The sequence below is a fragment of the Pseudomonas lalkuanensis genome (assembly GCF_008807375.1).
In the GTDB taxonomy this organism is placed as follows: domain Bacteria; phylum Pseudomonadota; class Gammaproteobacteria; order Pseudomonadales; family Pseudomonadaceae; genus Metapseudomonas; species Metapseudomonas lalkuanensis.
This window is the reverse complement of record NZ_CP043311.1, coordinates 1,823,395-1,849,278: the sequence shown is the minus strand read 5'-3', so window position 1 is coordinate 1,849,278 and position 25,884 is coordinate 1,823,395. Positions and strand designations below refer to the sequence as shown.

The window sequence follows — 25,884 nt, the reverse complement described above, 5'->3', positions numbered from 1 at the left end:
CCCTCAGTCCTCGTCCAGGAAGGGCTGCGGGTCGCCGCAGCCCACACGCAGCACTTCGGGCTTGCCTTCGGAGAGGTTGATCACGGTGGAAGCCGCCATCCCCCCATGGCCGCCATCGATGATCAGGTCCACCTGATGCTCGAGGATTTGCCGCATCTCGTACGGGTCGCTCATGGGCAGGTCTTCGCCCGGAAGGATCAGGCTGGTGCTCATCAGGGGCGCGCCCAACTGCTCCAACAGCGCCAGGGCGATGGGGTGGTCCGGCACCCGCATGCCGATGGTTCGCCGCTTCGGGTGCATCAGCATGCGCGGGACTTCGCGCGTGGCGCTGAGAATGAAGGTGTAGGGGCCGGGCGTATGCGCCTTGATCAGGCGAAACGCGGCGGTATCCACCTTGGCGAACACACCGATCTCCGACAGATCCCGGCACACCAGGGTGAAGTTGTGCTTCTCATCCAGCCGGCGCAGTCGGCGAATGCGTTCGACCGCGCCCTTGTCGCCAATCAGGCAACCCAGGGCGTAGGACGAGTCGGTGGGATAGACGATCACCCCGCCCGCCTTGACGATCTCCACGGCCTGCTTGATCAGGCGCGGCTGTGGATTCTCCGGATGAATCTGGAAAAATTGACTCACGACGTCTCCCTGTTCAGAGGGCAGCAGTAGGGCTGTGTGCATGGCGGAAGCGCCCCCAGATCGGCGGCAGGTCATCCGGCAAGGGTCGGTACATACCCAGATCCGACCAATCGCAGGGTGCATGGAAGTCACTACCGGCACTGACCAGCATGCCGAATTCTCGCGCCAGCACAGCCAGGCTTCCCACCTGGTCCGCAGGCTGCAGGCCGTTCACCACTTCCAGTGCGTGACCGCCAGCCTGAATGAAATCTGCCACCAACCGGCGCCGCTTGGCCCCGGTGAAGTTGTACTGCCAGGGGTGCGCCAGGCTGATCCAGGCGCCCGCGGCACGCAGGGTATCCACGGCTTCGGCCAGGGTCGGCCAATGCTGCTTCACGTCCCCCAGCTTTCCAGCGCCCAGCCATTTGCGGAAAGCGTCGGCGCGATCGCTGACATAACCCGCGCGAACGAGGAACTCGGCGAAGTGCGGGCGCGCCGGCGCGTTGCCGCTGTCCCCCAGCTCCTTCTGCACTGCCCTCGCGCCTTCCAGAGCGCCCGGCATGCCCTTGGCGGCCAGGCGCCGGGCGATTTCCTCGGCACGCGACCAGCGCCCTTGATGCAGGCTGCCGATGGCCTCGACCAGGGCCGGTGCGTCAGTGGCAAAGGCGTAACCCAGCACATGGATGGTGGCGCCACCCCAGGTGCAGGACAGCTCGATGCCGTTGATCAGCTGCATGTCCAGCGCTTCGGCCGCTGCACGGGCTTCGTCGAGGCCTTCCACGGTGTCGTGGTCGGTCAGCGCGAGCACGCGCACGCCGCGCTCATGGGCACGGGCGACCAGGGCCGCGGGGGCCAGGGCACCGTCTGAGGCCGTACTGTGGCAATGCAGGTCGATCTGCATGGGGTCTGCTTTCGCTAGGGGAATGGTTTGTTATTATGCCGCCACATCCCGCTTCTGGCTGCCGCCGTGAAACAATTCATCGACTTCATCCCGCTTATCCTTTTCTTTATCGTCTACAAATTGGAACCACGCGCCGTCGAGCTGGCCGGGCATACCTATATGCTAGGCGGTATTTTCAGCGCCACAGCGGTTCTGATCATCAGCTCGGCGATCGTCTACGGCGCCATCTTCCTGCTCCAGCGCCGCCTTGAAAAAGGCCAGTGGCTGACCCTCGTGGCCTGCCTAGTATTCGGCGGCATGACCCTGGCGTTCCACAGCGAAACCTTCCTCAAATGGAAAGCGCCGGTGGTGAACTGGCTCTTTGCCCTGGCCTTCGCCGGCAGCCACTTCATCGGCGACAAGCCCCTGATCCAGCGCATGATGGGCCACGCCCTGAGCCTGCCGCCGGCCGTCTGGGTACGCCTGAACCTGGCCTGGATCGTGTTTTTCCTCGTCTGCGGCTTCGCCAACCTGTTCGTGGCCTTCACCTTCCACGAGTTCTGGGTGGACTTCAAAGTCTTCGGCAGCCTCGGCATGACCGTGCTCTTCCTGGTCGGTCAGGGCGTCTACCTGGCCCGCCATATCCACGACGGCGAAACCGAAAAGCCCCAACAGTAAGGATTGCCATGCTCTACGCCATCATCGCCACCGACGTTGCCGGTTCCCTGGAAAACCGCCTCGCCGCCCGCCCCGCGCACCTCGCCCGCCTGGAGCAGTTGAAAGCCGAAGGCCGCATCGTGCTGGCCGGCCCACACCCGGCAGTGGACAGCAATGATCCGGGCAGCGCCGGCTTTACCGGCAGCCTGATCGTCGCCGAGTTCGAATCCCTGGAGGCGGCCAGGGCCTGGGCCGACGCCGACCCCTACCGCGCCGCCGGCGTCTACGCCGACGTGGTGGTCAAGCCGTTCAAGCAGGTCCTCCCCTAAGGCACTACTCTCCAGCCGTCCCACGCCAGGAAAAAGGAGTTCCCATGCACGTCGGTCGATTGCCCCTGCTGTTAACCGCCGCGCTGCTCTGCAGCCTGGCCCAGGCTGAAGAACCCCAACCTACGGCGCCGACGGCGGAAATCGCTCCGGCGCTTGAGGATGCACCCGCCGCGCCGGCGCCGGCCAGCGACGCCCTGGTCGCCCAACTCGACCAGCTCAAGCGCCAGCTCGAAGACAGCGAGCGCCAGCGCAGCGAGCTGAACAACCGGCTGGAAGCCGCCAGCGGCGAGCGTGAGAATGCCCAGCTCGCTCGCCTGCGCCAGGAAAACCAGCGCCTCAAGTTGCAGCTCAAGGAAGCTCAGGCTTCCCAGGCTCCGCGCCTGCTGAGCGAACAGCAGACCTGGTTCGCGGTGGGCGGCGGCGTCGCCCTGCTCTCCCTGTTTACCGGCCTGATCGCCCGTGGTGGGCGACGCCAGCGCCGTCAATGGATCAACTGACCCGCACCATGAGTGAACTGCTGCTTATCGACGACGACCAGGAACTCTGCGAGCTCCTGATCAGCTGGCTCAGCCAGGAAGGCTTCCACGTCCGCGCCTGCCATGACGGCCATTCGGCGCGCGCCGCCCTGGCCGAGCACGCCCCGTCGGCAGTGGTGCTCGACGTGATGCTGCCCGACGGCAGTGGCCTGGAGCTGCTCAAGCAACTGCGCAGCGACCATCCCGAGCTGCCGGTGCTCATGCTTTCCGCCCGTGGCGAACCCCTGGACCGCATCCTCGGCCTGGAACTGGGTGCCGACGACTACCTGGCCAAGCCCTGCGATCCCCGCGAGCTCACTGCGCGGCTGCGCGCCGTGCTGCGCCGCAGCCAGCCGCCACAGCCTTCCAGCCAGTTGGAGCTGGGTGACCTCTGCTACAGCCCGGTGCGCGGCATCGTCACCGTCGGCAGCCACGAAATCAGCCTGACCCTGTCCGAAGGCCGCCTGCTCGAAGCCCTGCTGCGCCAGCCCGGCGAACCGCTGGACAAGCAGCAACTGGCGCAGTTGGCCCTGGGCCGCAAACTGACCCTCTACGACCGCAGCCTGGACATGCACGTCAGCAACCTGCGCAAGAAGCTCGGCCCCCATGCCGACGGTCGCCCGCGCATCCTGGCCCTGCGCAGCCGCGGCTATTACTACAGCGCGTAGGCCGGCACCGTCTTTACCGAGGCTTTACCCAGCCCTGACCGCCCTTGACCTTGCCATCCCTAGACTGGGCACATCCGGCAACCGGCCGGAATCGAGACTAGGAGAACCACCATGCGCAAGACCCTCACCGCCCTGCTGCTCGCCGCTACCCTGCCGGCCATGGCCATGGCCATGCCGGAAGGCGGCCCGCGCCACGAGCGCGGTTTCGGTGGCCACATGTTCAGGGAGCTGAACCTGACCGAGGAACAGCGCCACGAGATCGGCAGACTGATGCGCGACCAGATGAAGGCCCGCCACGACATCACCGAGCGTTACCTGGACAAACTGCCGGCCGCCGAGAAGAAAGCCATGCAGGACGAACTCAAGGCCGCCGAAACCAGGAACCGCGACGCCATCCGCGCCAAGCTGAAGCCCGAGCAGCAGAAAGCCTTCGACGACATCCAGAAGAAGATGGAAGAACGCCGCGCCGAACGCGCCGAGTTCGAAGCCTGGAAAGCCGAGAAGGACAAGAAGGCCCAATAATCGCCGGGCGGCCGCGGCCGCTGGCATCCATCCCGACACCCACCAGGTCATCCCCTCCCGGCCTGGTGGGTTTTGCCGTTCAGGAGCTACTCCGTGCGTTCACTCTTCTGGCGAATTCTGGCGACCCTGTGGCTGGCCCTGGCCCTGGTGGCCGGCCTGTCCATCCTGCTGGGTCGTGCCCTGAACCAGGATGCCTGGATCCTCAGCCATCACCCAACCCTCCAGGGTTTGGCCGAACGCCTGGTGCAACGCTATGAAGAACAGGGGCCGAAGGACACCCAGCGCTACCTGGAGCATTTCCGCCATCGCGCACGCATCGACATACAGATCCTCAATGACACCGGCCAACCCGTGGTCGAAGGTACGTTCCCACCCCGTGCCGCGGCCTTCGAAGCCCGCCATAAGAACCCACGCCGCCTGCCCTGGCGTCGCCTGACCGAGGAATTCACCAGCCCGACCAGCGGCGAGTCCTATCTGCTCATCTACCGCATCCCCTACCCTGAGCTGGATGCCTGGCATCGTGGCAGTCTGCTCTGGCCCATGAGTGCGCTGGGCATCGCCCTGGTGGTGCTGACCCTGTTCAGCCTCGCGCTGACCCTTTCCATCACACGGCCACTGGATCGCCTGCGTCGCGCCGTCCACGACCTCGGCCAGACCGCCTACCAGCAAGACAGCCTCGCCCGCCTGGCGCGGCGCCGGGATGAACTGGGCGTCCTGGCCGGTGACTTCAACCGCATGGGCCAGCGGCTGCAGGGACTGATCGGCAGCCAGCGCCAGTTGCTGCGTGACGTGTCCCACGAACTGCGCTCGCCCCTGGCGCGCCTGCGCATCGCCCTGGCCCTGGCGGAGCGAGCCGAACCGCACCAGCGGGAAGCCCTCTGGCCACGCCTGGGCCAGGAATGCGACCGCCTGGAAGCGCTGATCGCCGAAATCCTCGCCCTGGCCCGACTGGACGCAGAACCGGGCGCGCGCCAGACCATTGCCGTGCGGCCGCTGTTGGCGAAACTGAAGGAAGACGCCCGGCTGCTGGCGCCGGAACAGGACGTACGCATCGACTGCAGCGGCGAGCCGCAGCTCGAAGGCTGGCCGGACATGCTGGAACGGGCACTGGACAACCTGCTGCGCAACGCCTTGCGCTTCAACCCGCAGGGACAGCCGGTGGAGGTGACGGTGACGGAGCAGGACGCCGGCCTGGCGATCAGCGTCCGCGACCACGGCCCGGGCGTCGCCGCCGAACATCTGGCGCAGTTGGGGGAACCCTTCTTCCGTGCGCCGAACCAGACGGGCGCCGGCCATGGCCTGGGGCTGGCCATCGCCCGCCGGGCGGTGGAACGCCTCGGGGGAAACCTGCGGCTGGACAATCATCCCGGGGGCGGCTTCATCGCCACCCTCGAATTGCCTGCCGCACTGAAAGCCTGATCAGCCCCAGGTCTGGACGAAGTCCGCTGGAGCCAGCTCCGGCGCGGTGCGGCGCTCACCTTCGACACTGCCCAGGTAGAGGAATCCGACCACCCGCTCGTTCTCCGCAAGGCCGAGGCCTGCAGCGACGGTGCGGTCGTAAGCCATGTCGCCGGTACGCCAGATGGCGCCCAGGCCCTGAGCATGGGCGGCCAGCAGGATGCTGTGGGCAGCACAGCCGGCCGAGAGCAGTTGCTCCACCTCCGGAACCTTGTGGCCGGCCTGCAGCCTGGCGATCACCACCACCATCAGCGGCGCCCGCATCGGCATATTGCGTGCCTTGGTCGTCGCGGCTTCCGGGGCTTGCGGGTCCTTGGCCAGCACGGCGGAAACGAACAGCTCGCCAAGCTTCTCGCGCGCCGCACCCTCGATGCTGAGGAAACGCCAGGGGCGCAGGTAGCCGTGGTCCGGCGCGCGCAGGGCGGCTCGGAACAGCACTTCGCGCTGGGCGGCGTCCGGCGCCGGCTCCTGCAAGCGAGCCAGGGATACGCGATTGAGCAGAGCGTCGAGAGCCTCCATCGGCCACCTCCAGAAATCAGGGAGCCGGCATTCTAGCCGATAACGCAACTCAGTCTCGTAAGTGCCACAATCAGACCGGCTCAAGGGCAACATTTCTCTTCAGCGCTGACTTCTATGAAGCCCCCTCCATCAGGGCGTTTCAGGGGTTTCAAAGGCCGGATAGAATGCCGGGTCCGAACACCGTCCAGAGAGCTCCATGTCCCTGCCGACACTACGCATTCTCGGCTTCATCATCGGCCTGTTTCTCATCACGCTGGCGGTCAGCATGGTCATCCCCATGCTCACCCTGCTGCTCTTCGAGCGCACCGACGATATCTTCGCCTTCCTCTGGTCGAGCCTGATCACTTTCGTCGTCGGCCTGGCGCTGGTTGGTCCCGGACGCCCTGAGCACACGCAACTGCGCCCGCGCGACATGTACATGCTGACCACGGCGAGCTGGGTCATCGTCTGCTGCTTCGCGGCGCTGCCCATGGTGCTGATCCAGCACATCAGCTACACCGACTCCTTCTTCGAGACCATGTCCGGCATCACCACGACCGGTTCCACGGTGCTCACCGGCCTGGATCACGCCTCACCAGGCCTGTTGATCTGGCGCTCCATGCTGCACTGGCTTGGTGGTATCGGCTTCATCGGCATGGCGGTGGCGATCCTGCCACTGCTGCGGGTCGGCGGCATGCGTCTGTTCCAGACCGAGTCGTCCGACTGGGGCGATAAGGTCATGCCACGCTCGCACATGGTGGCCAAGTTCATTGTGCTGGTTTACATCGCACTAACCCTGCTGGGCGCCCTGGCCTTCTGGCTGGCCGGGATGACCCCGTTCGACGCGATCAACCACTCCATGGCCTCGATTTCCACCGGTGGCTTCTCCACCTCGGATTCGTCCCTGGCAAACTGGAAACAACCGGCGGTGCACTGGGTCGCCGTGGTAGTGATGATCCTCGGCAGCCTGCCCTTCACCCTCTTCGTCGCCACCCTGCGCGGCAACCGCAAGGCGCTGCTGCGCGACCATCAGGTGCATGGCTTCATCGGTTTCCTGGTCGTCTCGTGGATGGCCGTCGGGACCTGGCTCTGGTTCAACTCCGACAATACCTGGCTCGACGCGGTGCGCATCGTCGCGGTGAACATTACCTCCGTCGTCACCACAACGGGCTTCGCTCTGGGCGATTACACCCTCTGGGGCAGCTTCGCGGTGATGCTGTTTTTCTACCTGACCTTCGTCGGCGGCTGCTCCGGCTCCACCGCCGGCGGGTTGAAAATCTTCCGTTTCCAGGTGGCCTGGCAACTGCTGATGGCCAACCTGCAGCAGCTGGTGCACCCGCGCGCGGTGATCAAACAGCAGTACAACAGCCACAACCTCGACGACGACATCGTCCGCTCGCTGATTACCTTCTCGTTCTTCTTCACCACCACCATCGCCGTGATCGCCCTTGGCCTCTGCCTGCTGGGCCTGGACTGGGTTACCGCCCTCACTGGTGCCGCCACAGCGGTATGCAACGTGGGGCCAGGGCTGGGCCCCATCATAGGCCCGGCGGGCAACTTCTCCACCCTGCCGGATTCAGCCAAATGGCTACTGACCATCGGTATGCTGCTCGGCCGCCTGGAGATCCTCACGGTGCTGGTGCTGTTCACACCGAAGTTCTGGCGGCACTGAAGCCACCATGCCCTGGTTTACAGGACGCGGCGCAGGGTTAGAATTGCGCCTTTCGCCCCCCTGCCTGAAACGGACCCCATGGCCCTGCCGACACTTCGCATCATCGGCTTCCTCAACGGTATCTTCCTGATCACCTTGGCGGTCAGCATGGCCATTCCCGTGCTGACACTGGTGGTCTACGACCGCCCAGGCGACATCAACTCCTTCGTCTGGTCGAGCCTGATCACCTTCATCGCAGGGCTGGCCCTGGTCATTCCCGGGCGCCCTGAGCACGTCCACTTGCGTCCTCGCGACATGTACCTGCTGACGGTGTCGAGCTGGATCATCGTTTGCGTGTTCGCGGCCCTGCCCTTCCTGTTCACCCAGCACATCAGCTACACCGATGCCTGGTTCGAGAGCATGTCCGGCATCACCGCCACCGGCGCCACGGTACTGAGCGGCCTGGACGGCATGTCGCCGGGCATCCTCATCTGGCGCTCGCTGCTGCACTGGCTGGGTGGCATCGGCTTCATCGGCATGGCGGTAGCGATCCTGCCGCTGCTGCGCATCGGTGGCATGCGCCTGTTCCAGACCGAATCATCCGATCGCTCGGAAAAGGTCATGCCGCGCTCGCACATGGTGGCCAAGTACATCGTCGCCATCTATGTGGGATTCACCCTGCTCGGCAGCCTGGCCTTCTGGGCGGCGGGCATGGGGCTGTTCGATGCCGTCAACCACGCCATGTCGGCGATCGCCACCGGCGGTTTCTCCACCTCCGACCAGTCCCTGGCCAAGTGGGACCTGCCGGCGGTGCACTGGGTGGCCGTGGTGGTGATGATCCTCGGCAGCCTGCCGTTCATGCTCTACGTATCGGTGCTGCGCGGCCATCGCATGGCGCTGTTCAAGGATGAGCAGGTGCAAGGTTTCCTCGCGCTGCTGGTGGTCATCTGGCTGGTGCTCGGCACCTGGTACTGGATGACGACCAAACTGCACTGGCTGGACGCGCTTCGCCACGTGGCGGTGAACACCACCTCGGTGCTGACCACCACCGGTTTCGCCCTGGGCGACTACAGCCTCTGGGGCAACTTCTCGCTGATGCTGTTCTTCTACCTGGGCTTCATCGGTGGCTGCTCCGGCTCGACCGCCGGCGGCATCAAGATCTTCCGCTTCCAGGTCGCCTACATCCTGTTGAAGGCAAACCTGACCCAACTGGTACATCCACGCGCCGTGATCAAGCAGGTCTACAACGGCCATCGCCTGGACGAAGACATCGTTCGCTCGATCCTGACCTTCTCGTTCTTCTTCACCATCATCATCTGCGCCATCGCGCTAGGCCTGTCGCTGATGGGGCTGGACTGGATCACCGCGCTCACCGGCGCCGCGGCGACGGTTTCGGGTGTCGGTCCCGGCCTGGGCGAGATCATCGGCCCGGCCGGCAACTTCTCCAGCCTGCCCGACGGCGCCAAGTGGCTGCTGACCCTCGGCATGCTGATGGGCCGCCTGGAAATCCTTACCGTGCTGGTGCTGATGACGCCGTATTTCTGGCGGCACTAAGGGCCGCAAGGCGCGCTGTGCGGGACGCCCAACTGTGGGAGCGATTTCAATCGCGAATGAATTCGCTCCCACAACGGGAGCGAATCAGACCTCTTCCAGCCGCGCGCGGTACTCGCCGGGGGTGCTGTCGAACCAGCGGCGGAAGGCGCGGAAGAAGTTGCTCGGATCGGCGAACCCCAGCAGATAGGCAGTCTCCAGCAAGGTCAGGTTGGGTTGCGCCAGGTACTGCTCGGCCAGTTCGCGGCGGGTGTCGTCCAGCAGTTGCTGGAAGCTGACTCCCTCCTCCTGCAAGCGGCGCTGCAAGGTGCGCTGCGACAGATGCATCAGGCTCGCCACCACTTCACGCTTGGGCTCGCCCTGGGGTAGCAGGCGGCAGAGCACCTGCCGCACCTGGTGGGTGACACGCGTGCCGGAAAAGCGCGCCAGGTAATCGCCAGCGAAGCGATCGTGCAACTGGGCCAGGGATTCGTTGGCGGTGGGCAGCGCCGTGTCCATGTCGGCACGGCTGAACAGCAGCGCGCAGTGCTCGGCATTGAAGCGCAACGGTGCCTGGAACACCTGGCGATAAGGCTCGAGATTTGCCGGCGCCGCCCCCTGGAAACGAATCTCCAGCGGGTTGATCGGTCGCCCCGTCATCCAGCGGCAGAACGCCAGGCAATAGGCCATGGAGGCCTCCACGCTCTGCCGGGCAGGGGGCAGGCGGTCGCCGTGGATGGACAGGCGCAACTCATAGCCTTCAGCTGTGGCGCAGAAACTGAGGTCGGCCCCTTCGGCGATGATCCGCTGGTAGCGCACCAGCCGCGCGAAGCCTTCCTTGAGGGTTCGGCTGGACATCAGCGCATACCCCACCACGTGGAAAGATGCCGGGCGCACCACCTTGGCCATGTTCAGGCCGATGGCCGGATTGCCGGACAGCTCGACCGCTCGCAGCCACAGCCGGGTCATGCCGTCCTGGGGGAAGCGGGCATCGGGATCGCTCAGTGCCTGATAGTCGAGGCCAAGTTCGGGAAACAGGTTGCGGCAGTCCACTCCACCCATTTCCAGTGCCTGGACGATTCCCAGGGCCCAGCTCGAAGAAGTCGTGCGTTCGCTCATGGCGCCTTCTTGTTCTGAAGTTCGAGGCCGCCGCCAGCAGGGCGACGTGCCGGCAAGGATACTAAAGTGGCGCCCATTGTCACTGGCCTCAGGAGACACCCGTCCTACACTGCTCCAGACAACAAGAACCTGGAGCAGCCACCATGCCCGCCGAGTCCGTCCAACGCTTCCAAAGCTTCGCCGAGTTCTACCCCTACTACCTGCAGGAGCACAGCAACGACACCTGCCGCCGCCTCCACTACGTGGGCAGTCTGCTGGTGCTTGGCATCCTCGGTTACGCCCTGGCGACCCAGCAGTGGCTCTGGCTGCTGGCCATACCTTTCGCCGGCTACGGCTTTGCCTGGGTCGGGCATTTCGCCTTCGAGAAGAACAAGCCCGCCACCTTCAAGTATCCGTTCTACAGCTTCATGGGCGACTGGGTGATGCTCAAGGATGCGCTGACCGGTCGCATCCGCTTCTGAGAACGAAGGGACTGGTGCCAGCTTGGCCGCCGGTCCCTCGCTTGGTTATGATCCCGCGCCAGCCGAAGCCATGGCCCAGGACTTGCAGCGTTCCCCCAACGCCGCAACCCGGCGTCAAGAAAGCACCAGGGACAGACCCAAGCCATGAAGCCCACCTTGCTCGACCCCTCCACCGCGACGCCCGTGCTGCGTGAGTACTACTCCCGCGTGCTGGCCTACATGGCCGTCGCCGCCAGCATCGCCGCCGGCACCTACGTCCAGCATTTTGGCTTCGACATCCTCTGGATGGTCCCCTACGCCCTGCTCTACCCGCACCTGGCCCACCACCTGAGCCTGCGCTTCCCCGGGCAGCGTACCGACCGCATCCTCCTCGGCGTGGACACCTTCCATGCCGGCGCCTCCGTCGTCCTGCTGGGATTCTCGGTGGTCCCCACGCTGATGGTGGTGCTGACCCTGTGCTTCAGCGCCATGATCCTCGGTGGCCTGCGCCAGATGACCCTGGTGCTGGGCGGTGCGCTGATCAGCATGGCCGTCGTCGGCCTGGCCCTGCAGCCCGCATTCAAGGCGGGCACGCCGGCGCTGGTGACCGTCGTCAGCGTGCTCTTCACCACCCTCTACATCTGCATTACCGCCTTCTTCGTGCACCAGCAGGGCCTGCGCCTGGCCCAGGCCCGCAGCGAGATCAAGCGCGAGCAGGAAAAGGCCGCCCGACTGGCCCGCAACCTCGCCAAATATCTGTCGCCCCAGGTCTGGGAAATGATCTTCAGCGGCAAAAAGAGCGTGCGCCTGGAAACCCAGCGCAAGAAGCTCAGCGTGTTCTTCTCCGACATCAAGGGCTTTACCGAGCTGTCCGAGGAACTGGAAGCCGAAGCCCTGACCGACCTGCTCAACAACTACCTCAACGACATGTCGAAGATCGCCCTGAAATACGGCGGCACCATCGACAAGTTCGTCGGCGACAGCGTGATGGTGTTCTTCGGCGACCCCGCCACCCAGGGCGCCAAGAAGGACGCGGTAGCCGCCGTCTCCATGGCGGTGGCCATGCGCAAGCACATGAAGGTGCTGCGCCAGCAATGGCGCGCCCAGGGCATCACCAAGCCCCTGGAAATCCGCATGGGCATCAACACCGGCTACTGCACTGTGGGCAACTTCGGCGCGGACACGCGCATGGACTACACCATCATCGGCCGCGAAGTGAACCTGGCCAGCCGCCTGGAAAGCGCTTCGGACGCCGGCGAAATCCTCATCTCCCACGAGACCTATTCGCTGGTGAAGGATGTGATCATGTGCCGCGACAAGGGCCAGATAAACGTCAAGGGCTTCACCCGCCCGGTGCAGATCTACCAGGTGGTGGACTTCCGCCGCGACCTGGGCGCCGCCTCCAGCTACGTCGAACACGAGCTGCCAGGCTTCTCGATGTACCTGGATACCAACAGCATCCAGAACTACGACAAGACCAAGGTCATCCAGGCCCTGCAACAGGCCGCCGAGAAGCTGCGGGACAAGATCATTCCCTGACGGGGACGGGACACTCTTGCAGGCCCGTCGAGTCAAAGCTCGGCGATTGGATTGAGCGCCACACAAGGCTCCCCATCCAGCAACGGCTGGTGCGCCAGGAACTCCAGCGCCGAAGCCCGCCAGGACAACCGCCCCGCCCACTCCGCGCAACGCTCACGGTCCAGTTCCAGCGCGGCCAGGCAGGCACGTTGCAGGTCATCGTCCAGGCAACCGGTGACGCCCGGTTCCAGCACATCCAGCGGACCGGCCACAGGGAAGGCCGCCACCGGCGTACCACAGGCCAGCGCCTCGAGCATCACCAGGCCATAGGTATCGGTCAGCGAAGGGAACACCAGCACGCTGGCCTGGGCGTAGAAGCGTGCCAGCTCCTCGCCCTGGCGATAGCCGAAGAACTGCGCAGCGGGATAGCGCACCTCCAGCTCCGCACGAAGCGGACCATCACCCACCAGCCACTTTTCCCCCGGCAGATCCAGGTCGAGGAAGGCCTCCAGGTTCTTCTCCGTGGCCAGGCGGCCGACACAGAGGAACACCGGCCGCTCGGGCCTGGTCAGCGCCAGCGGGCGGAATAGCGCCGTGTCCACCCCCTTGCGCCACAGGTTGAGCCAGACCAGTCCGTGGCTGGCGAAGGTCTCGCGCATGCGCTCGGTGGTCACCAGCACCGCCTGGCTGGGACGGTGGAACAGGCGCAGGAAGGCATAACCCCAGGACAGGGGCACCCAGGGCCAGCGGCCATGGATGTATTCGGGGAAGCGGGTGTGGATGGCGCTTGAAAAGGCCAGCCCACGCTTCACCAACCAGCGACGCGCGGCCCAACCGAGCGGACCTTCGGTCGCAAGGTGGACGCAGTCCGGCTGGAACGACTCGATCATCGGACCGATCCGCCAGAGGTCCCAGGCCAGCGGTATCTCCGGGTAGCTCGGGCAAGGCCGGCAGCGGAAGCCCTGGGGCGACAACAGCAGCACCTGGTGACCCAGGGCCTCGAGTTCGGCCATCAGCGCCTGCAGGCTGGTGACCACGCCATTTACCTGGGGCGACCAGGCATCGCTGACGATCAGTATCCTCATGCCGCCGGCTCGACCAGCTCCACGGCCCGGGCTTCCATCTCGCGCGCCTGGGCATCGGCCAGGCGATAGAGCTCGATGCTGCCATCCCAGTGCTCGATCAGGGCCGTGCAGGATTCCACCCAGTCGCCGCAATTGAGGTATTCCACGCCGCCGACCTTGCGGATCTCCGCGTGGTGGATGTGGCCGCAGACCACGCCATCGAGGCCGCGCTTGACGCATTCGTGGGCGATGGCTTCCTCGAAGTCGCTGATGAAGTTCACCGCGCTCTTCACCTTGTGCTTGAGGTAAGCCGACAGCGACCAGTAGCCGTAGCCCCAGCGCTCGCGCCAGTGGTTGAGCCAGCGATTGAGGGTCAGGGTGAACTCGTAGGCGGAGTCGCCGAGGAAGGCCAGCCACTTGTGGTAGCGGGTGATCACGTCGAACTGGTCGCCGTGGATCACCAGCATGCGGCGGCCATCGGCGGTTTCGTGGATCGCCTCGTCCACCAGCTGGATATTGCCCAGCATCAGCGCCGAGTAGCGGCGCAGGAATTCATCGTGGTTACCGGTGACGTAGATCACCTCGGTGCCGCGCTTGCTCATGGTCAGCAGGCGGCGGATCACGTTGGTGTGCGCCTGGGGCCAGTAGATACCGCCGCGAAGCTTCCAGCCATCGATGATGTCGCCCACCAGGTAGATGCGGTCGGCATGGTACTGCTTGAGGAACCGCGCCAGGTGCTCGGCCTGGCAGTCGCGGGTGCCCAGGTGGACGTCGGAAATCCACAGGGTGCGCACATGCTGCTTGCGGGGCTTGGTCTTGGTGACGGGTTCCAGGCGTTCGACGCTGCTCATGGGCGACCTCCGGCGGGGTTTATCCGATGGTGAGCCCTTGGGGTGAATCGAGAATGAACGTGAGGTTGCAGGCCTGTGACAGCGCACGGCGTGCCGCCGGGAGTAGAATGGCCGCCTGCCCCGAGGTGAGCGCCATGCATTCGATCCTGTCCCTGCGCCAGTACAACCATGACCTGCTGGTCCACAGCCACAGCCACGCCCAGTTGGTGTTCGGCCTGAGTGGCAGCCTGGATTTCGAAGTGGACGGCCGTGGCGCGCGGGTGCAGCGGCAGACCCTGGCGGTGGTGCCGCCTGAAGCGCAGCACGCCTGCGGCAGCCCCGGTGGGAGTCTTTGCCTGGTCGTGGACGTGCCCGACGACGACTGGCTGCGACTCACCCTTGGCCGGCATTTCGACGCTGGCCGGCGCCTGTTGGAACGCCCCGGTGCGCTGAACCTGAACCCGGCGCAGAGCCAGCTGGTCAGTTGGATCGCCGCCAGTCCCCTGGCCGATGAGGTGATTTCCGGGCAATCCGCCGGACTGCTGCTGGCCAGCCTGGCCGTCCCCGGCACCCAGGTAGAAGACAACGGCGCCCTGCCCCTTGCGGCACTGGACGCCCATATCGACCAACACGCCGCCCGCCCCCTGCAAGTGGCCGACCTGGCACGCCTCAGCGGTCTTTCGGTGGCGCGCTTTCACGCCCGCTTCCTGGCCGAAACCGGGCAGACCCCCATGGACTACGTGCGCGCCCGGCGCCTGCGGCTCGGCCGCCAGTTGCTGCTGGAAAGCCGACTGGCCGTGGGAGAGATCGCCGCCAGGGTCGGCTACAGCTCCCAGAGCGCCTTCACTGCCGCCCTTTCCCGAGAGTTCGGGATCACCCCGCGCGCCCTGCGCAATGGCCGCGAGTAACGCGACAAAGCCCGCGAGCCTGGCGACAGACAAGGCAGTTCGTCCTCACTAGACTGGTGGCGGTCGTTATCAGGGAGAACCTTATGTCCACCATCGAATGGGGCGACTTCGAGCGCGTCGAACTGCGCGTCGGCACCATCCTTTCCGCCGCCCCCAACGCCAAGGCGATCAAACCGGCCTATGTGCTGGAAGTGGACCTGGGCGAACTCGGGGTGAAAACCTCCAGCGCGCAGATCACCGCCCACTACCAGGCCGGAGACCTGGTGGGCCGCCAGGTGCTGTGCGTGTGCAACTTCGCCCCCAAGCGCATCGCCGGCATCCGCTCGGAAGTGCTGGTCACCGGAGTCCATGACGACGAGGACAAGGTGGTACTGGCCGGCTTCGACAAGCCGCTGCCCAACGGGGCTCGCCTGGCATGAAGGAGCGCAACGCGCTGCTGGCGATCCACCTGGGTGCCCTGCTGTTCGGGCTCTCGGGCATCTTCGGCAAGCTCGCCAATACCGCGCCGATGATCATCACCTTCGGTCGCGGGCTGTTCGCTGTGATTGCGCTTGCGCTCTTCGCCCAGCTCATCACCCGGAGCAAGAGCCGGAATCCCAACCTGCGCCAACTGACCATGCTGGCGCTCGGCGGCCTGCTGCTAGGGGCTCACTGGATCACCTTCTTCCACGCCGTGCAGGTGGCTGGCGTCGCCATCGCCACTCTCGGCTTCGCCAGCTTCCCGGCCTTCACCCTGCTGCTGGAGGGCCTGCTGTTCCGCGAACGCATCCGCGCCCAGGAAATCCTGATCGTCGGTCTGGTCAGCTTCGGCCTGGTGCTGGTAACGCCCAGCTTCGACTGGGGCAGCGAGGCCACCCAGGGTCTGCTGTCGGCCATCCTTTCGGGCCTTCTGTTCTCCCTGCTCTCACTGCTCAACCGCGTCAGTGTGAAGGGCCTGGACCCGGTGAAGGCCGCGCTCTGCCAGAACCTCACCATCGTGCTCTGCCTGGCGCCGTTCAGTTGGCCGCTGCTGCACGAGGTGAAACCCATGGACTGGTTCTGGATCGCCCTGCTCGGGGTGTTCTGCACGGGCCTGGCCCATAGCCTGTTCGTGGCCAGCCTGAAGGTGCTGAAGGCACGCACCACGGCGGTGATCTTCGCCCTGGAGCCGGTCTATGGCATCGCCTTCGCCTGGTGGCTGTTCGACGAGCAACCCGGCCTGCGCATGCTGGCGGGCGGCGCGCTGATCATCTTCGCCATCGCCCTGTCGGCGCGCAAGGGTGCGCCGGCCGAAGCCAAGGCAGCCCCTGCGACGCCATGACTCAGTGGGAGCGAATTCATTCACGAAACGGCAGAAAGGGCTGGCGCAGGAGGTTCACGAACAAGCTCGCTCCTGCAAGGTCTGCCTCGGGATCGCGAAACGGGACAAACGAGCAGCGCCCTCTGCCTGCCTTCATCGGACTCGCGCTCCCTGCCCCGTTCCGCGAAACACGCTCAGGCCGCCTGGCCCATCTCAGGCAGCCAACCACCCGCCTCCTGCTCCAGCAACCAGTGGCAGTAGCGCTCCACCCCCTGCTGCACATCCAGCAGCGGCTGACGGTAACCGGCCTGGCGCAGGAGGCTGATGTCGGCCTGGGTGAAGCACTGGTACTTGCCACGCAGGGCATCGGGGAAGTCGCTGTATTCCAGCAAGCCCTCCTCGCGCATGGCCACAAGGCTCAACGGCGGCAGGCCGTCGTGGGCGCGCAGGGCGTTGACCATGCTCCACGCCACGTCATTAAACGGCTGGGCGCGGCCCGTGCCGAGGTTGAAGATGCCGGAGCGCTGCGGCTGGTCGAGGAAATGCAGGTTGACCCGCGCCACGTCCTCCACCGAGACGAAATCCCGCAGATGTTCACCACCGGCGTAGCCGTCATAGCCACCGAACAGGCTGACCTTGCCGTCGGCGCGGTACTGCCGGAAGCAATGGAACGCCACCGAGGCCATCCGCGCCTTGTGGCTCTCACGCGGGCCGTAGACGTTGAAGTAGCGCAGTCCCACCACCTGGCTGCGCGCGCCGGGCAGCAGGCGGCGTACGCGCTGGTCGAAAAGGAACTTGGAGTAGCCGTAGACATTCAGCGGCCGTTCCGCCTCGCGCTCCTCGCGAAACACCCGGTTGCCGCCATAGACCGCCGCCGATGACGCATAGATGAAGGGCACGCCCTGGGTCAGGCAGGCGTCCAGCAGCTCGCAGCTGTAGCGGTAGTTATTGTCCATCATGAAGCGCCCGTCGCCCTCCATGGTGCTGGAGCAGGCCCCCTGGTGAAACACCGCGCGCGGCCGGCCGAGGCGGCCTGCGCGCAGTTGCGGGAGCAGGTCGCGCTTGTCCAGGTAATCGGCGATTTCGGCGTCGGCGAGGTTGCGGAATTTGTCGCCTTCGGTCAGATCGTCCACGGCGATGATATCGGTCTCGCCGCGGGCGTTGAGGGCCTGGACCAGGTTGCTGCCGATGAAGCCGGCGGCACCAGTGACAATGATGCTCATGACGGACTTCCTCCAGAAGGTGGAAACCCCGTCAAGCTATGCCTCGGCCCCTGCTCACCTGTTGATCTGTAGCAAAAGACGACGGATCAGGAGCGATCGTTGTGGCCCAGGTCCCGCGCCGGGTCGATCTGGTCACGAACCCGCTGCTTGAGGACCTTGGCCTCGGGAAAACCGCCATCGGCCTTGCGTTCCCAGATCTGCACGCCCTCGCAGGTGATGCGGAACACCCCGCCGGTGCCCGGCTCCAGGCTCACCTTGCCGAGGTCGTCGCTGAAGGTGCTGAGCAGCTCCTGGGCCAGCCAGGCGGCGCGCAGCAGCCACTGGCACTGGGTGCAATAGGTGATGACGATTTCGGGCTTGCTGGCTGACATGTTGGGCTCGGCGACAGGTTGGGCGCCCTATAATAGCCGGCTTCGGATCTTCGCCTGACCAGGGATGCGTTATGCGCCGCCTTCTGCTTTGCCTGCTGTTCCTTCCCCTCCTCTGTTTCGCGCAACCCGAACCCCGCATCGGCCTGGTGCTGTCCGGCGGTGCCGCGCGCGGCCTGGCCCATATCGGGGTGCTCAAGGCGCTGGAGGAACAGGGCATCAAGGTCGACGCCATCGCCGGCACCAGCATGGGCGCGGTGATCGGCGGGCTCTACGCGGCGGGTTACAAGGTGGAAGAGCTGGAAAAGATCGCCATCCACCTGGACTGGCAGCAGGCACTCTCCGACAACCCGCCACGGCAGGAGGTCCCCTTCCGCCGCAAACAGGACGACCGTGATTTCCTGGTCAAGCAGCGCCTGAGCTTCCGCGACGACGGCAGCCTGGGCCTGCCGCTGGGCGTGATCCAGGGGCAGAACCTCGCCCTGCTGCTGGAAAGCCTGCTGGTACACACCAGCGACACCCGCGACTTCGACAAGCTGGCCATTCCCTTCCGCGCAGTGGCCACCGACATCGCCACCGGCGAAAAGGTGGTGTTCCGCAAGGGCCACCTGCCCCAGGCGATCCGCGCCAGCATGTCGATTCCCGCCGTGTTCGCGCCGGTGGAAGTGAATGGCCGCCTGCTGGTGGACGGCGGCATGGTGGACAACATCCCGGTGGACGTGGCGCGAGAGATGGGCGTCGATCGGGTGATCGTGGTCGACATCGGCACGCCGCTACGCTCGCGCAAGGAACTGGCCACCGTGGTGGATGTGCTCAACCAGTCGGTCACCCTGATGACCCGCACCAATTCCGAGGCCCAGCTGGCCACCCTCAAGCCCACCGACCTGCTGATCCAGCCGCCGCTGGCCGGCTACGGCGCCACCGACTTCGGCCGCTCCCGCGAGATGATCGACGCCGGTTATCGCGCCGCGCAGATTCTCGCTCCTCGCCTGGCCGAACTGCGCCCGTTGTCCAGCAGCCGTGACCTGGCCCTGGACAGCGCGCGCCTGCCCAGCGAACGCACGCCGGTGATCCGCGGCATCCTCATCGAGAACGACTCGAAGGTCAGCGACGCCGTCATCCGCCGCTACATCCGCCAGCCCCTGGGCGCACCGCTGGACCTGGAGCGCCTGCAGAGCGACATGAGCACGCTCTACGGCCTGGACTACTTCGAGCAGGTGCATTACCGCGTGGTCCGCCGCAAGGATGGCAACGCCCTGGTGATCAATGCCCGAGGCAAGCGCGCCGGCACCGACTACCTGCGCCTGGGGCTGAACCTTTCCGACGACATGCGCGGCGATAGCGCCTTCAACCTGGGCGCCAGCTACCGCAAGAACGGCATCAACGAACTGGGCGCCGAATGGCTGACGCGCCTGCAGCTGGGCGATCACCAGGAGCTCTACAGCGAGTTCTACCAGCCGCTGGATGCCGGCTCACGCTACTTCGTCGCTCCCTACCTGTTCGGCGAAGCGCAGAACATCGAGGCCATCCTCGACAACGACCCAATCGCCGAATACCGCCTGGAACGCTACGGCTACGGCCTCAACCTCGGCCGGCAGATCGCCAACAACGGCGAAATCCGCTTCGGCGTCGGCCAGGCCTGGGGGTCGGCCGACGTGCGGGTGGGCGAACGCGACCTGCCCAGCTTCGACTTCTCCGAGGGCTACTACGAGCTGAAGTACTCCTTCGACACCCTGGACAACGTCGATTACCCCCATGCGGGCGAGGACATCGGCCTCAGCCTGCGCCAGTACGATCCGGGCCTCGGCTCGGACGACCGTTACCGGCAGTGGCAGCTGAGCCTGGACAAGGCCTTGAGCTCGGGGCCGGACACCTTCGTCCTCGGCGGCCGCTATGGGCGCACCATCGACGATGCCGAAGTGGTCACCTCGAGTTTCCTGCTGGGCGGCGCGCGCCAGCTTTCGGGCTTCCGCCAGGATTCCATCAGCGGCCAGAACATCAGCCTGGCAAGGGCGGTCTATTACCGCCGCCTGACCCGCCGTTCGTTCCTGCCGCTGGACTTCCCGGTGTACCTCGGCGGCAGCCTGGAACGTGGCCGCGCCTGGAACAACGACGACAGCTTCGACAGCGGCTACATCAACGCCGCCAGCGTCTTCATCAGCTTCGATACCCCCCTGGGGCCACTGGACTTCAGCTACGGCCTGAACGACGAGGCGGAGCGCGCGCTCTACCTCAACCTGGGCCGCGTCTTCTGATGGACTTCCGCAGGATGGTGCGGAGCGCAGCCACGACCTACCAGAGCAGGTCGTGCAAAACGGAAATAACCAAATGAATTTTCAGTATTAAAAGGACATATGCCGTTCCGCTATAGTCGGACGCCCAAACTGCCCAGAAGGAACGCCCTGTGAAACGACTGTTCTCCGCCTCCCTCCTTGCCGCCGGCCTCGCCCTGGCCAGCGCCGCCCACGCCGCGCCCACGCTGCTCAACGTCTCCTACGACGTGATGCGCGACTTCTACAAGGACTACAACGCTGCCTTCCAGAAGCACTGGAAAGCGGAAAAAGGCGAGAACATCACCCTGCAGATGTCCCACGGCGGTTCCAGCAAGCAGGCCCGCGCGGTGATCGACGGCCTGCCCGCCGATGTCATCACCATGAACCAGGCCACCGACATCAACGCCCTGGCCGACAACGGCGGCCTGGTGCCACAGGACTGGGCAACCCGCCTGCCGAACAACAGTGCCCCCTTCACCTCCGCCACCGTATTCATCGTGCGCAAGGGCAACCCCAAGGGTCTGAAGGACTGGCCGGACCTGCTCAAGGATGGCGTTCAGGTAGTGGTCCCGAACCCCAAGACTTCCGGCAACGGCCGCTACACCTATCTCTCCGCTTGGGGCTACGTCCTGAAGAACGGCGGTGACGAGAACAAGGCCAGGGAATTCGTCGGCAAGCTGTTCAAGCAGGCGCCGGTGCTGGATACCGGTGGCCGTGCCGCTACCACCACCTTCATCCAGAACCAGATCGGCGACGTCCTGGTGACCTTCGAGAATGAGGCCGAAATGATCGCCCGCGAATTCGGTCGCGGCGGTTTCGAAGTGGTCTACCCCAGCGTTTCCGCCGAGGCCGAGCCTCCGGTGGCCGTGGTCGACAAGGTGGTGGACAAGAAAGGCACCCGCGCCGCCGCCGAGGCCTACCTCAAGTACCTGTGGAGCGACGAGGGCCAGACCATCGCCGCCAACAACTACCTGCGCCCGCGCAATCCGGAAATCCTCGCCAAATACGCCGACCGCTTCCCCAAGGTAGAATTCCTTTCCGTGGAGAAGACCTTCGGTAACTGGCGCGACGTACAGAAGACCCACTTCAACGACGGCGGCATCTTCGACCAGGTCTACACCGCGCAGTAATCGCTCCCTGACCTGCCCGCATCAGCGGGCAGGTTTCCATCCCAGGCCTTTCAATGCCTCCAGCAGCAGATCCCCGCTCATCGCCGGCACTTTTCGGCCATCGGCACAGGTCATCTCATACCCGGCCAGCAACGCATTGACGATGGCTTCCTCCACCGCTTCCGCGGCTGCCGCGAACAACGGCGAGATGTGATCGTTGTTGACCATGGCGAGTGGCGTGCTGAAGGGCAGGTCCTTGCGCGCGTAGTCCGCCGGCGGCAAGTCCCGGTTTCCGGTGGCAAAGGCCAGGAAGATGTCGCCGCTGGAGTCCTCCGTGCCACCGCCGGTGCGGGCGATGCCGATGGAGGCGCGCTGGGCCAGGCGCTGGCACTGGTGCGGCAACAGTGGCGCGTCGGTGGCGAGGATCACCACGATGGAGCCCATGCCGGGGGTGTCGCGCTCGGCGAAGGGCGACTCGATCCCCTGCAACAGCCGCCCCACCGGGTAGCCGTCCACACGCAGCTCACGACGCACGCCGTGGTTGGCCTGGACCAGGGCGCCCACCGTCCAGCCGCCCTGCTCCGCCGCCAACTGCCGCGACGAGGTGCCGATGCCGCCCTTGAACTCATGGCAGATCATGCCGGTTCCGCCACCAACCGGCCCCTCGGCCACCGGGCCTGTGCCAGCTTCGGCCAGCGCCGCCTGCACCTGGGCCGCACCGACGTGCTGACCCCAGATGTCATTCAACAGACCGTCAAAGGTCTCCATCACCACCGGCATGCACCAGTAGACCGAATCTCCGGCGTCGTCCCTTTCCGCCGCTACCAGCGCATCGCGCACCACGCCGACGCTGTGGGTATTGGTGATGGCGATGGGCGTGGTCAACAGACCCGCCTCGCGGATCCATTCCAGTCCGGTGGCATCACCATTCCCGTTGAGTACGTGACAGCCGGCGAAGCAGGGCTGCTCGCGCGCCGAACCGTCCCGGGGCTGCACCACCGTCACACCGGTGCGGACCGGCTTTCCGTCACGCCCCTCGCAGATCGTGCTGTGCCCGACCCGAACCCCCGGCACATCCGTGATGGCGTTGAACTCACCCGGCGTACCGAGTCCGATGCTGATACCAAGTTGACGCGCGCGCATGGCGACTCCTGTGACTCAGAGTTTCTGGAAGGCAGGGCTGAGCTTGCCGTAGATACCGTAGAGAAGGATCGATACGGCCAGTAGCCCGAAGATGATCGAAAGGTCCTGCAGGGAGGCTTCCAATACGAGGTTGAGCAGCAGATAGCCCGCACCGGTGACCGCGAGCACGGCGGGTAACGGCCAGAGCGGCATGCGGTAGCTGTGCTCCACGTCGCGCCGCAGCGCGCGGCTGAACAGCGCGCAGAGGGCAATGATCAGATAGACCATGAGAATCAGCAGCACGGTGAAGGACGTCATTTCCGCAAGGTTGGAACTGAAGCTGAGAAGCGCCGAGGGGATCGCCAGGAACAGCGTGGCCAGCCATGGCGACTCCCAGCGGGGGTGGATACGGGTGAAGGCACGGTTCAGGGCCGGCATCCACAGCTCGTCGCGGCCGCTGCTGAAGATCACGCGGCCGATCTGGATGACGATGGCGATGATGGCGTTGAACACCGAGAGGAAAATACCGGCGCTGACCAGTCGGGACAGCGTCTCGTTGCCGTGGCTCGACAGCAGGTAACCGATGGGGTCGGGACTGGCGATCATCGCCTGGAGCGAGGGTGCGCCGATGAGAATGGCGGTCAGCGGAATCAGCTCGATGGCCACCACCAGCAGCAATGACCAGAGAACCGCCCGGGGAACGCCACGACCGCCGCACTTCATGTCCTCGGCCATGAGCACCGCGCCACCGAAACCGTTGTAGGAAAACAGAGCCGTGCCGACGGCCCCCAGTACCAGCGCCATCGGGGCAACCCCCATCACGCCGTTCTCCACGCTCTGCGGATGCAGCAGCACGCTGGCGGGCTGCGTTGCATTGCCGAAGCCCAGCGCGACTATGACCAGCAAGGCCGCCACTTCCAGCAGCAAGCAGGCCCCGGTGACCCAGGCATTGAGCTTGATATTGAGGATCCCCAGCAGATAGCTGGCCGCCACGACCAGCAGGGCCACGTGCTGTGAGTCGAGATCGGTTCCGAGGGCGACGTTCAGGTAGGTCGCCGCTCCCGTGGCCAGCACCGGCGGAATGAACAACAGCATCGCCAGCACCATGAGGAAAGTCGCGTAGCCCGCCATGCCGCCGAACACGCGCTTGGCATAGACGTACTCGCCACCAGCGGACTTGTGGGCACGCCCCAGTTCCGCGTAGCACCAGGCAAACATCAGGGCCAGCAAGGCAGCCAGCACGAACGACAGGAACGCGCCACTGCCGGCCTGCTGGATGGCAAAGGGGGCGATGACGAAAACCGAGCTGGCGGGGGTAACGCTGGAAACCGTGATGGCGACGACATCGGCGGTGCTCAGCCTGGGCTTGAGCACCCCATTCTCCGGGGTGGAAGCGGTCATATCCTGATCCTCTGGTTGTTATTGGCAGTTGAGGCAGTAGGAAACGGCGACGTGTGTCGCCTCTTGGGGACGCTGTGGTTGTGGGGCGATTCTCGGCAGAGCGCCACGCAGCGCCAATCACCCTATTGGAGTACGCCACTTGACGATGACCGCCCCGGATCAGCCAAGCTTGGGTCCCCCTGCCCCACGAAATCGGAGAACCGGATGGACAGCCTGTTCAGGGAAGCGGCCCTGCATGCCAGCCTGGGTCGAGCCATCGAGCAGATCGGCGCCGACCGCTTCTGGAAGCAGCTGATCCTGCTGCTGCACCACTGCCTGCCGTTCGACAATGCCCTGGCCACCTTCTACCCCACCGGCGGCGCGCCACAGCCCCTGGAGGAGTTCGACACGGAACCCCAGGCCGGCCCGGCGTCCATGCCCATCTACCTGGATGGCCTCTACCTGCTCGATCCCTTCTACCAGGCCTGCCGCGAAGGCTTGCCCAGCGGCTTCTACCGGCTGGAAGAGATCGCCCCGGATCACTTTCGCCAGAGCGAGTACTACCTGAGCTACTTCCACGACAACGTGCTGGAAGACGAAGTGCAGTTCATCCACCAGTTGCCAGGCCTGGGCAACCTGTCGCTGTCGCTGGGGATGCGCCGGCGCTTCGCCACCGAGGAGTGCGGGATGCTGGGGTTGCTGTCGAGCTGGGTGCTGGCGCTGATGGGGCAGCACTGGCAGCGGTGCATGCAGGTGTCGCAATCACCACGCCGGAATGACATGGCCTCGCAGGTGCGCGACGCCCTGAGCCATTTCGGCGCGGGCGTGTTGTCGGAGCGGGAACTGGAAATCGCCCGGCTGATCCTGCGGGGCTACTCCTCCAAGGCGATGGCCGAGCGGCTGGCCATCTCACCGGAAACGGTGAAGGTCCATCGCCGCCATCTTTACGCCAAGCTGGACATCTCGTCCCAGCCGGAGCTGTTCTCGCTGTTCATCCAGGCCCTTGGCCACGATCCGCAGAATCCCTGATCCACTGGCGCCTTTCCCCACGGGCGCCGAGGCCAGCGCCCGCCTTCCCCCGCCAGCACAAATTGGAACGATCGTCATCCGATATTCATTTGACCCTAATAATTATTTACAAATAACATCGCCGCCCCTGCGGTAATGATTCTCGGTTCTGAGCCGCAGCAACCCGCGTTTCTTCCGACGCGGGACGGGGATGGCGATTTCATAGAACAAGAGACAAAGCATGGAATTCTTTCACCTGGTCACTGCTCTGCTGAAGCAGGAGGCCAACCTCGAACTGGTTCGCCTGGCGATCGTCTACATGCACCTGATCGCATGCTGCGTGGCAGTTGGCCTGGTGGTCACCAGCGACCTCGCCATGGCCAGACAACTGCTGCGAGGCGACGACTCGGCACATTGCCGGCCGTCCCACCTGGAATCCCTGCAACGCACCATTTCCCTGGCCCTGCTGGTGCTCTGGGTGACGGGCGCCGCCATCATCCTGCTGGACATGTCCGTGAAAGGCTGGACCTACCTGCTCAATCCCAAGTTGCAGGCCAAGGTCATGATCGTTGCACTGCTGACCCTCAATGGCATGCTGCTGCATCGCGCCGTACTGCCCGCCCTGGCACGTGCAGGCTCGCTGCTGGCGCTGCAGCCCGCGATGCGCAGCCTGACAATGTTCGCCGGCACGGTTTCGGCGGTGTCCTGGTTCTACGCCGCGTTGCTCGGCGTGGGACGGCCACTGGCCTGGAAGTACAGCCTGGCCGAACTGATGGCGGCCTATCCGCTGCTGATCATCGCCGGCTACGGAGCCATGCGTTTACTGGTCGCGCTGGCCCGCAAGCGCAGCCGGGCAGAAACCATCACCACCTCCCTCCCCGACCACCAGTAACTCTCTCGCCTTGGGGCGCTCATGCGCCCCG

General features: G+C 65.2%; 27 protein-coding genes. 17 read left to right on the top strand and 10 right to left on the bottom strand.

The window, feature by feature from the left end; translation table 11 throughout:
• Positions 1–3: 3 nt before the first annotated feature.
• Complete coding sequence (locus FXN65_RS08740; protein ID WP_151132691.1) at positions 4–633, bottom strand: L-threonylcarbamoyladenylate synthase; 630 nt, start codon at positions 631–633, stop codon at positions 4–6.
• A gap of 13 nt (positions 634–646) precedes the next feature.
• On the bottom strand, positions 647–1,513 hold the full coding sequence (locus FXN65_RS08735; protein WP_151132690.1) for a PHP domain-containing protein: 867 nt from the start codon (positions 1,511–1,513) through the stop codon (positions 647–649).
• Between the two features lie 66 nt (positions 1,514–1,579).
• Here FXN65_RS08735 and FXN65_RS08730 point away from each other — a divergent pair, with 66 nt between their 5' ends.
• The 6 genes from FXN65_RS08730 (at position 1,580) to FXN65_RS08705 (ending at position 5,602) form a co-directional block, all read left to right on the top strand.
• A complete protein-coding gene (locus tag FXN65_RS08730) occupies positions 1,580–2,170 on the top strand; it encodes a septation protein A (protein ID WP_212632330.1) in 591 nt (196 codons plus the stop codon).
• Positions 2,171–2,178: 8 nt separating this feature from the next.
• Positions 2,179–2,478, top strand: coding sequence for a YciI family protein (locus FXN65_RS08725; RefSeq protein ID WP_151132688.1), 300 nt, complete (start codon positions 2,179–2,181; stop codon positions 2,476–2,478).
• A gap of 44 nt (positions 2,479–2,522) precedes the next feature.
• Complete coding sequence (locus tag FXN65_RS08720; protein ID WP_151132687.1) at positions 2,523–2,975, top strand: hypothetical protein; 453 nt, start codon at positions 2,523–2,525, stop codon at positions 2,973–2,975.
• 8 nt (positions 2,976–2,983) lie between these two features.
• Positions 2,984–3,661, top strand: coding sequence for a response regulator transcription factor (locus FXN65_RS08715; RefSeq protein WP_151132686.1), 678 nt, complete (start codon positions 2,984–2,986; stop codon positions 3,659–3,661).
• A gap of 111 nt (positions 3,662–3,772) precedes the next feature.
• Positions 3,773–4,183, top strand: coding sequence for a Spy/CpxP family protein refolding chaperone (locus FXN65_RS08710; RefSeq protein ID WP_151132685.1), 411 nt, complete (start codon positions 3,773–3,775; stop codon positions 4,181–4,183).
• 93 nt (positions 4,184–4,276) lie between these two features.
• Positions 4,277–5,602, top strand: coding sequence for a sensor histidine kinase (locus tag FXN65_RS08705; protein WP_151132684.1), 1,326 nt, complete (start codon positions 4,277–4,279; stop codon positions 5,600–5,602).
• Here the strand turns inward: FXN65_RS08705 and FXN65_RS08700 are convergent, their stop codons facing one another.
• Positions 5,603–6,160 carry a nitroreductase family protein gene (locus tag FXN65_RS08700; RefSeq protein WP_151132683.1) on the bottom strand — a complete coding sequence of 186 codons (558 nt, stop codon included), beginning with the start codon at positions 6,158–6,160 and terminating at the stop codon, positions 5,603–5,605.
• A 196-nt stretch (positions 6,161–6,356) separates the two neighbouring features.
• On the opposite strand from FXN65_RS08700, the gene FXN65_RS08695 reads away from it, so the two are divergent.
• Positions 6,357–7,811: a TrkH family potassium uptake protein gene (locus FXN65_RS08695; RefSeq protein WP_151132682.1), complete on the top strand. Its 1,455-nt coding sequence runs from the start codon at positions 6,357–6,359 to the stop codon at positions 7,809–7,811.
• 78 nt (positions 7,812–7,889) lie between these two features.
• Positions 7,890–9,344, top strand: a complete 1,455-nt coding sequence (locus FXN65_RS08690; protein ID WP_151132681.1) for a TrkH family potassium uptake protein — start codon at positions 7,890–7,892, stop codon at positions 9,342–9,344.
• Positions 9,345–9,428: 84 nt separating this feature from the next.
• On the opposite strand, the gene FXN65_RS08685 is transcribed toward FXN65_RS08690, so the two are convergent.
• Complete coding sequence (locus FXN65_RS08685) at positions 9,429–10,439, bottom strand: AraC family transcriptional regulator (RefSeq protein WP_151132680.1); 1,011 nt, start codon at positions 10,437–10,439, stop codon at positions 9,429–9,431.
• 143 nt (positions 10,440–10,582) lie between these two features.
• Here FXN65_RS08685 and FXN65_RS08680 point away from each other — a divergent pair, with 143 nt between their 5' ends.
• Together FXN65_RS08680 and FXN65_RS08675 are read left to right on the top strand one after the other, a co-directional pair.
• Positions 10,583–10,900, top strand: a complete 318-nt coding sequence (locus FXN65_RS08680; RefSeq protein ID WP_151132679.1) for an Mpo1-like protein — start codon at positions 10,583–10,585, stop codon at positions 10,898–10,900.
• A gap of 144 nt (positions 10,901–11,044) precedes the next feature.
• Positions 11,045–12,418, top strand: coding sequence for an adenylate/guanylate cyclase domain-containing protein (locus FXN65_RS08675; RefSeq protein ID WP_151132678.1), 1,374 nt, complete (start codon positions 11,045–11,047; stop codon positions 12,416–12,418).
• Positions 12,419–12,450: 32 nt separating this feature from the next.
• On the opposite strand, the gene FXN65_RS08670 is transcribed toward FXN65_RS08675, so the two are convergent.
• Both FXN65_RS08670 and FXN65_RS08665 read right to left on the bottom strand, forming a co-directional pair.
• Entirely contained in the window at positions 12,451–13,482 is a 1,032-nt protein-coding gene (locus tag FXN65_RS08670) for a glycosyltransferase family 4 protein (RefSeq protein ID WP_151132677.1), read from the bottom strand.
• Positions 13,479–14,312, bottom strand: a complete 834-nt coding sequence (locus FXN65_RS08665) for a UDP-2,3-diacylglucosamine diphosphatase (protein WP_151132676.1) — start codon at positions 14,310–14,312, stop codon at positions 13,479–13,481. Before FXN65_RS08665 ends, FXN65_RS08670 begins: the two co-directional genes overlap by 4 nt.
• Before the next feature lie 134 nt (positions 14,313–14,446).
• On the opposite strand from FXN65_RS08665, the gene FXN65_RS08660 reads away from it, so the two are divergent.
• From FXN65_RS08660 to FXN65_RS08650, 3 genes are all read left to right on the top strand, one after another.
• Positions 14,447–15,199 carry an AraC family transcriptional regulator gene (locus FXN65_RS08660; RefSeq protein ID WP_151132675.1) on the top strand — a complete coding sequence of 251 codons (753 nt, stop codon included), beginning with the start codon at positions 14,447–14,449 and terminating at the stop codon, positions 15,197–15,199.
• 83 nt (positions 15,200–15,282) lie between these two features.
• Positions 15,283–15,618 carry a tRNA-binding protein gene (locus tag FXN65_RS08655; RefSeq protein ID WP_151132674.1) on the top strand — a complete coding sequence of 112 codons (336 nt, stop codon included), beginning with the start codon at positions 15,283–15,285 and terminating at the stop codon, positions 15,616–15,618.
• Positions 15,615–16,499, top strand: coding sequence for a DMT family transporter (locus FXN65_RS08650; RefSeq protein ID WP_151132673.1), 885 nt, complete (start codon positions 15,615–15,617; stop codon positions 16,497–16,499). Before FXN65_RS08655 ends, FXN65_RS08650 begins: the two co-directional genes overlap by 4 nt.
• A 173-nt stretch (positions 16,500–16,672) precedes the next feature.
• Here the strand turns inward: FXN65_RS08650 and rfaD are convergent, their stop codons facing one another.
• The gene (gene rfaD / locus FXN65_RS08645) at positions 16,673–17,701 is read right to left on the bottom strand and encodes an ADP-glyceromanno-heptose 6-epimerase (protein ID WP_151132672.1); all 1,029 of its coding nucleotides are present in this window, start codon (positions 17,699–17,701) and stop codon (positions 16,673–16,675) included.
• An 86-nt stretch (positions 17,702–17,787) separates the two neighbouring features.
• The gene (locus tag FXN65_RS08640) at positions 17,788–18,072 is read right to left on the bottom strand and encodes a SelT/SelW/SelH family protein (protein WP_151132671.1); all 285 of its coding nucleotides are present in this window, start codon (positions 18,070–18,072) and stop codon (positions 17,788–17,790) included.
• A 71-nt stretch (positions 18,073–18,143) separates the two neighbouring features.
• Between FXN65_RS08640 and FXN65_RS08635 the strand changes: the two genes are divergently transcribed.
• Positions 18,144–20,324 (top strand): patatin-like phospholipase family protein, encoded by a 2,181-nt coding sequence (locus FXN65_RS08635; protein WP_151132670.1) that lies wholly within the window; start codon positions 18,144–18,146, stop codon positions 20,322–20,324.
• Between the two features lie 149 nt (positions 20,325–20,473).
• Positions 20,474–21,472: a sulfate ABC transporter substrate-binding protein gene (locus FXN65_RS08630; RefSeq protein ID WP_151132669.1), complete on the top strand. Its 999-nt coding sequence runs from the start codon at positions 20,474–20,476 to the stop codon at positions 21,470–21,472.
• 21 nt (positions 21,473–21,493) lie between these two features.
• On the opposite strand, the gene FXN65_RS08625 is transcribed toward FXN65_RS08630, so the two are convergent.
• Both FXN65_RS08625 and FXN65_RS08620 read right to left on the bottom strand, forming a co-directional pair.
• Positions 21,494–22,594: a DmpA family aminopeptidase gene (locus tag FXN65_RS08625; RefSeq protein WP_151132668.1), complete on the bottom strand. Its 1,101-nt coding sequence runs from the start codon at positions 22,592–22,594 to the stop codon at positions 21,494–21,496.
• A gap of 15 nt (positions 22,595–22,609) precedes the next feature.
• Complete coding sequence (locus FXN65_RS08620; protein ID WP_151132667.1) at positions 22,610–23,974, bottom strand: APC family permease; 1,365 nt, start codon at positions 23,972–23,974, stop codon at positions 22,610–22,612.
• A 204-nt stretch (positions 23,975–24,178) separates the two neighbouring features.
• Here FXN65_RS08620 and FXN65_RS08615 point away from each other — a divergent pair, with 204 nt between their 5' ends.
• Both FXN65_RS08615 and FXN65_RS08610 read left to right on the top strand, forming a co-directional pair.
• Positions 24,179–24,982 (top strand): helix-turn-helix transcriptional regulator, encoded by an 804-nt coding sequence (locus tag FXN65_RS08615; RefSeq protein ID WP_151132666.1) that lies wholly within the window; start codon positions 24,179–24,181, stop codon positions 24,980–24,982.
• Positions 24,983–25,202: 220 nt separating this feature from the next.
• Entirely contained in the window at positions 25,203–25,853 is a 651-nt protein-coding gene (locus tag FXN65_RS08610) for a hypothetical protein (RefSeq protein ID WP_151132665.1), read from the top strand.
• Positions 25,854–25,884 lie beyond the last annotated feature (31 nt).

Bases quoted from the DNA above. Each gene is read 5' to 3' on its own strand.
- FXN65_RS08735 (WP_151132690.1), bottom strand. From the start codon at position 1,513: ATGCAGATCGACCTGCATTGCCACAGTACGGCCTCAGACGGTGCCCTG.
- FXN65_RS08725 (WP_151132688.1), top strand. From the start codon at position 2,179: ATGCTCTACGCCATCATCGCCACCGACGTTGCCGGTTCCCTGGAAAAC.
- FXN65_RS08720 (WP_151132687.1), top strand. From the start codon at position 2,523: ATGCACGTCGGTCGATTGCCCCTGCTGTTAACCGCCGCGCTGCTCTGC.
- FXN65_RS08715 (WP_151132686.1), top strand. From the start codon at position 2,984: ATGAGTGAACTGCTGCTTATCGACGACGACCAGGAACTCTGCGAGCTC.
- FXN65_RS08710 (WP_151132685.1), top strand. From the start codon at position 3,773: ATGCGCAAGACCCTCACCGCCCTGCTGCTCGCCGCTACCCTGCCGGCC.
- FXN65_RS08700 (WP_151132683.1), bottom strand. From the start codon at position 6,160: ATGGAGGCTCTCGACGCTCTGCTCAATCGCGTATCCCTGGCTCGCTTG.
- FXN65_RS08695 (WP_151132682.1), top strand. From the start codon at position 6,357: ATGTCCCTGCCGACACTACGCATTCTCGGCTTCATCATCGGCCTGTTT.
- FXN65_RS08690 (WP_151132681.1), top strand. From the start codon at position 7,890: ATGGCCCTGCCGACACTTCGCATCATCGGCTTCCTCAACGGTATCTTC.
- FXN65_RS08685 (WP_151132680.1), bottom strand. From the start codon at position 10,439: ATGAGCGAACGCACGACTTCTTCGAGCTGGGCCCTGGGAATCGTCCAG.
- FXN65_RS08680 (WP_151132679.1), top strand. From the start codon at position 10,583: ATGCCCGCCGAGTCCGTCCAACGCTTCCAAAGCTTCGCCGAGTTCTAC.
- FXN65_RS08675 (WP_151132678.1), top strand. From the start codon at position 11,045: ATGAAGCCCACCTTGCTCGACCCCTCCACCGCGACGCCCGTGCTGCGT.
- FXN65_RS08670 (WP_151132677.1), bottom strand. From the start codon at position 13,482: ATGAGGATACTGATCGTCAGCGATGCCTGGTCGCCCCAGGTAAATGGC.
- FXN65_RS08665 (WP_151132676.1), bottom strand. From the start codon at position 14,312: ATGAGCAGCGTCGAACGCCTGGAACCCGTCACCAAGACCAAGCCCCGC.
- FXN65_RS08660 (WP_151132675.1), top strand. From the start codon at position 14,447: ATGCATTCGATCCTGTCCCTGCGCCAGTACAACCATGACCTGCTGGTC.
- FXN65_RS08655 (WP_151132674.1), top strand. From the start codon at position 15,283: ATGTCCACCATCGAATGGGGCGACTTCGAGCGCGTCGAACTGCGCGTC.
- FXN65_RS08650 (WP_151132673.1), top strand. From the start codon at position 15,615: ATGAAGGAGCGCAACGCGCTGCTGGCGATCCACCTGGGTGCCCTGCTG.
- rfaD (WP_151132672.1), bottom strand. From the start codon at position 17,701: ATGAGCATCATTGTCACTGGTGCCGCCGGCTTCATCGGCAGCAACCTG.
- FXN65_RS08640 (WP_151132671.1), bottom strand. From the start codon at position 18,072: ATGTCAGCCAGCAAGCCCGAAATCGTCATCACCTATTGCACCCAGTGC.
- FXN65_RS08635 (WP_151132670.1), top strand. From the start codon at position 18,144: ATGCGCCGCCTTCTGCTTTGCCTGCTGTTCCTTCCCCTCCTCTGTTTC.
- FXN65_RS08625 (WP_151132668.1), bottom strand. From the start codon at position 22,594: ATGCGCGCGCGTCAACTTGGTATCAGCATCGGACTCGGTACGCCGGGT.
- FXN65_RS08620 (WP_151132667.1), bottom strand. From the start codon at position 23,974: ATGACCGCTTCCACCCCGGAGAATGGGGTGCTCAAGCCCAGGCTGAGC.
- FXN65_RS08615 (WP_151132666.1), top strand. From the start codon at position 24,179: ATGGACAGCCTGTTCAGGGAAGCGGCCCTGCATGCCAGCCTGGGTCGA.
- FXN65_RS08610 (WP_151132665.1), top strand. From the start codon at position 25,203: ATGGAATTCTTTCACCTGGTCACTGCTCTGCTGAAGCAGGAGGCCAAC.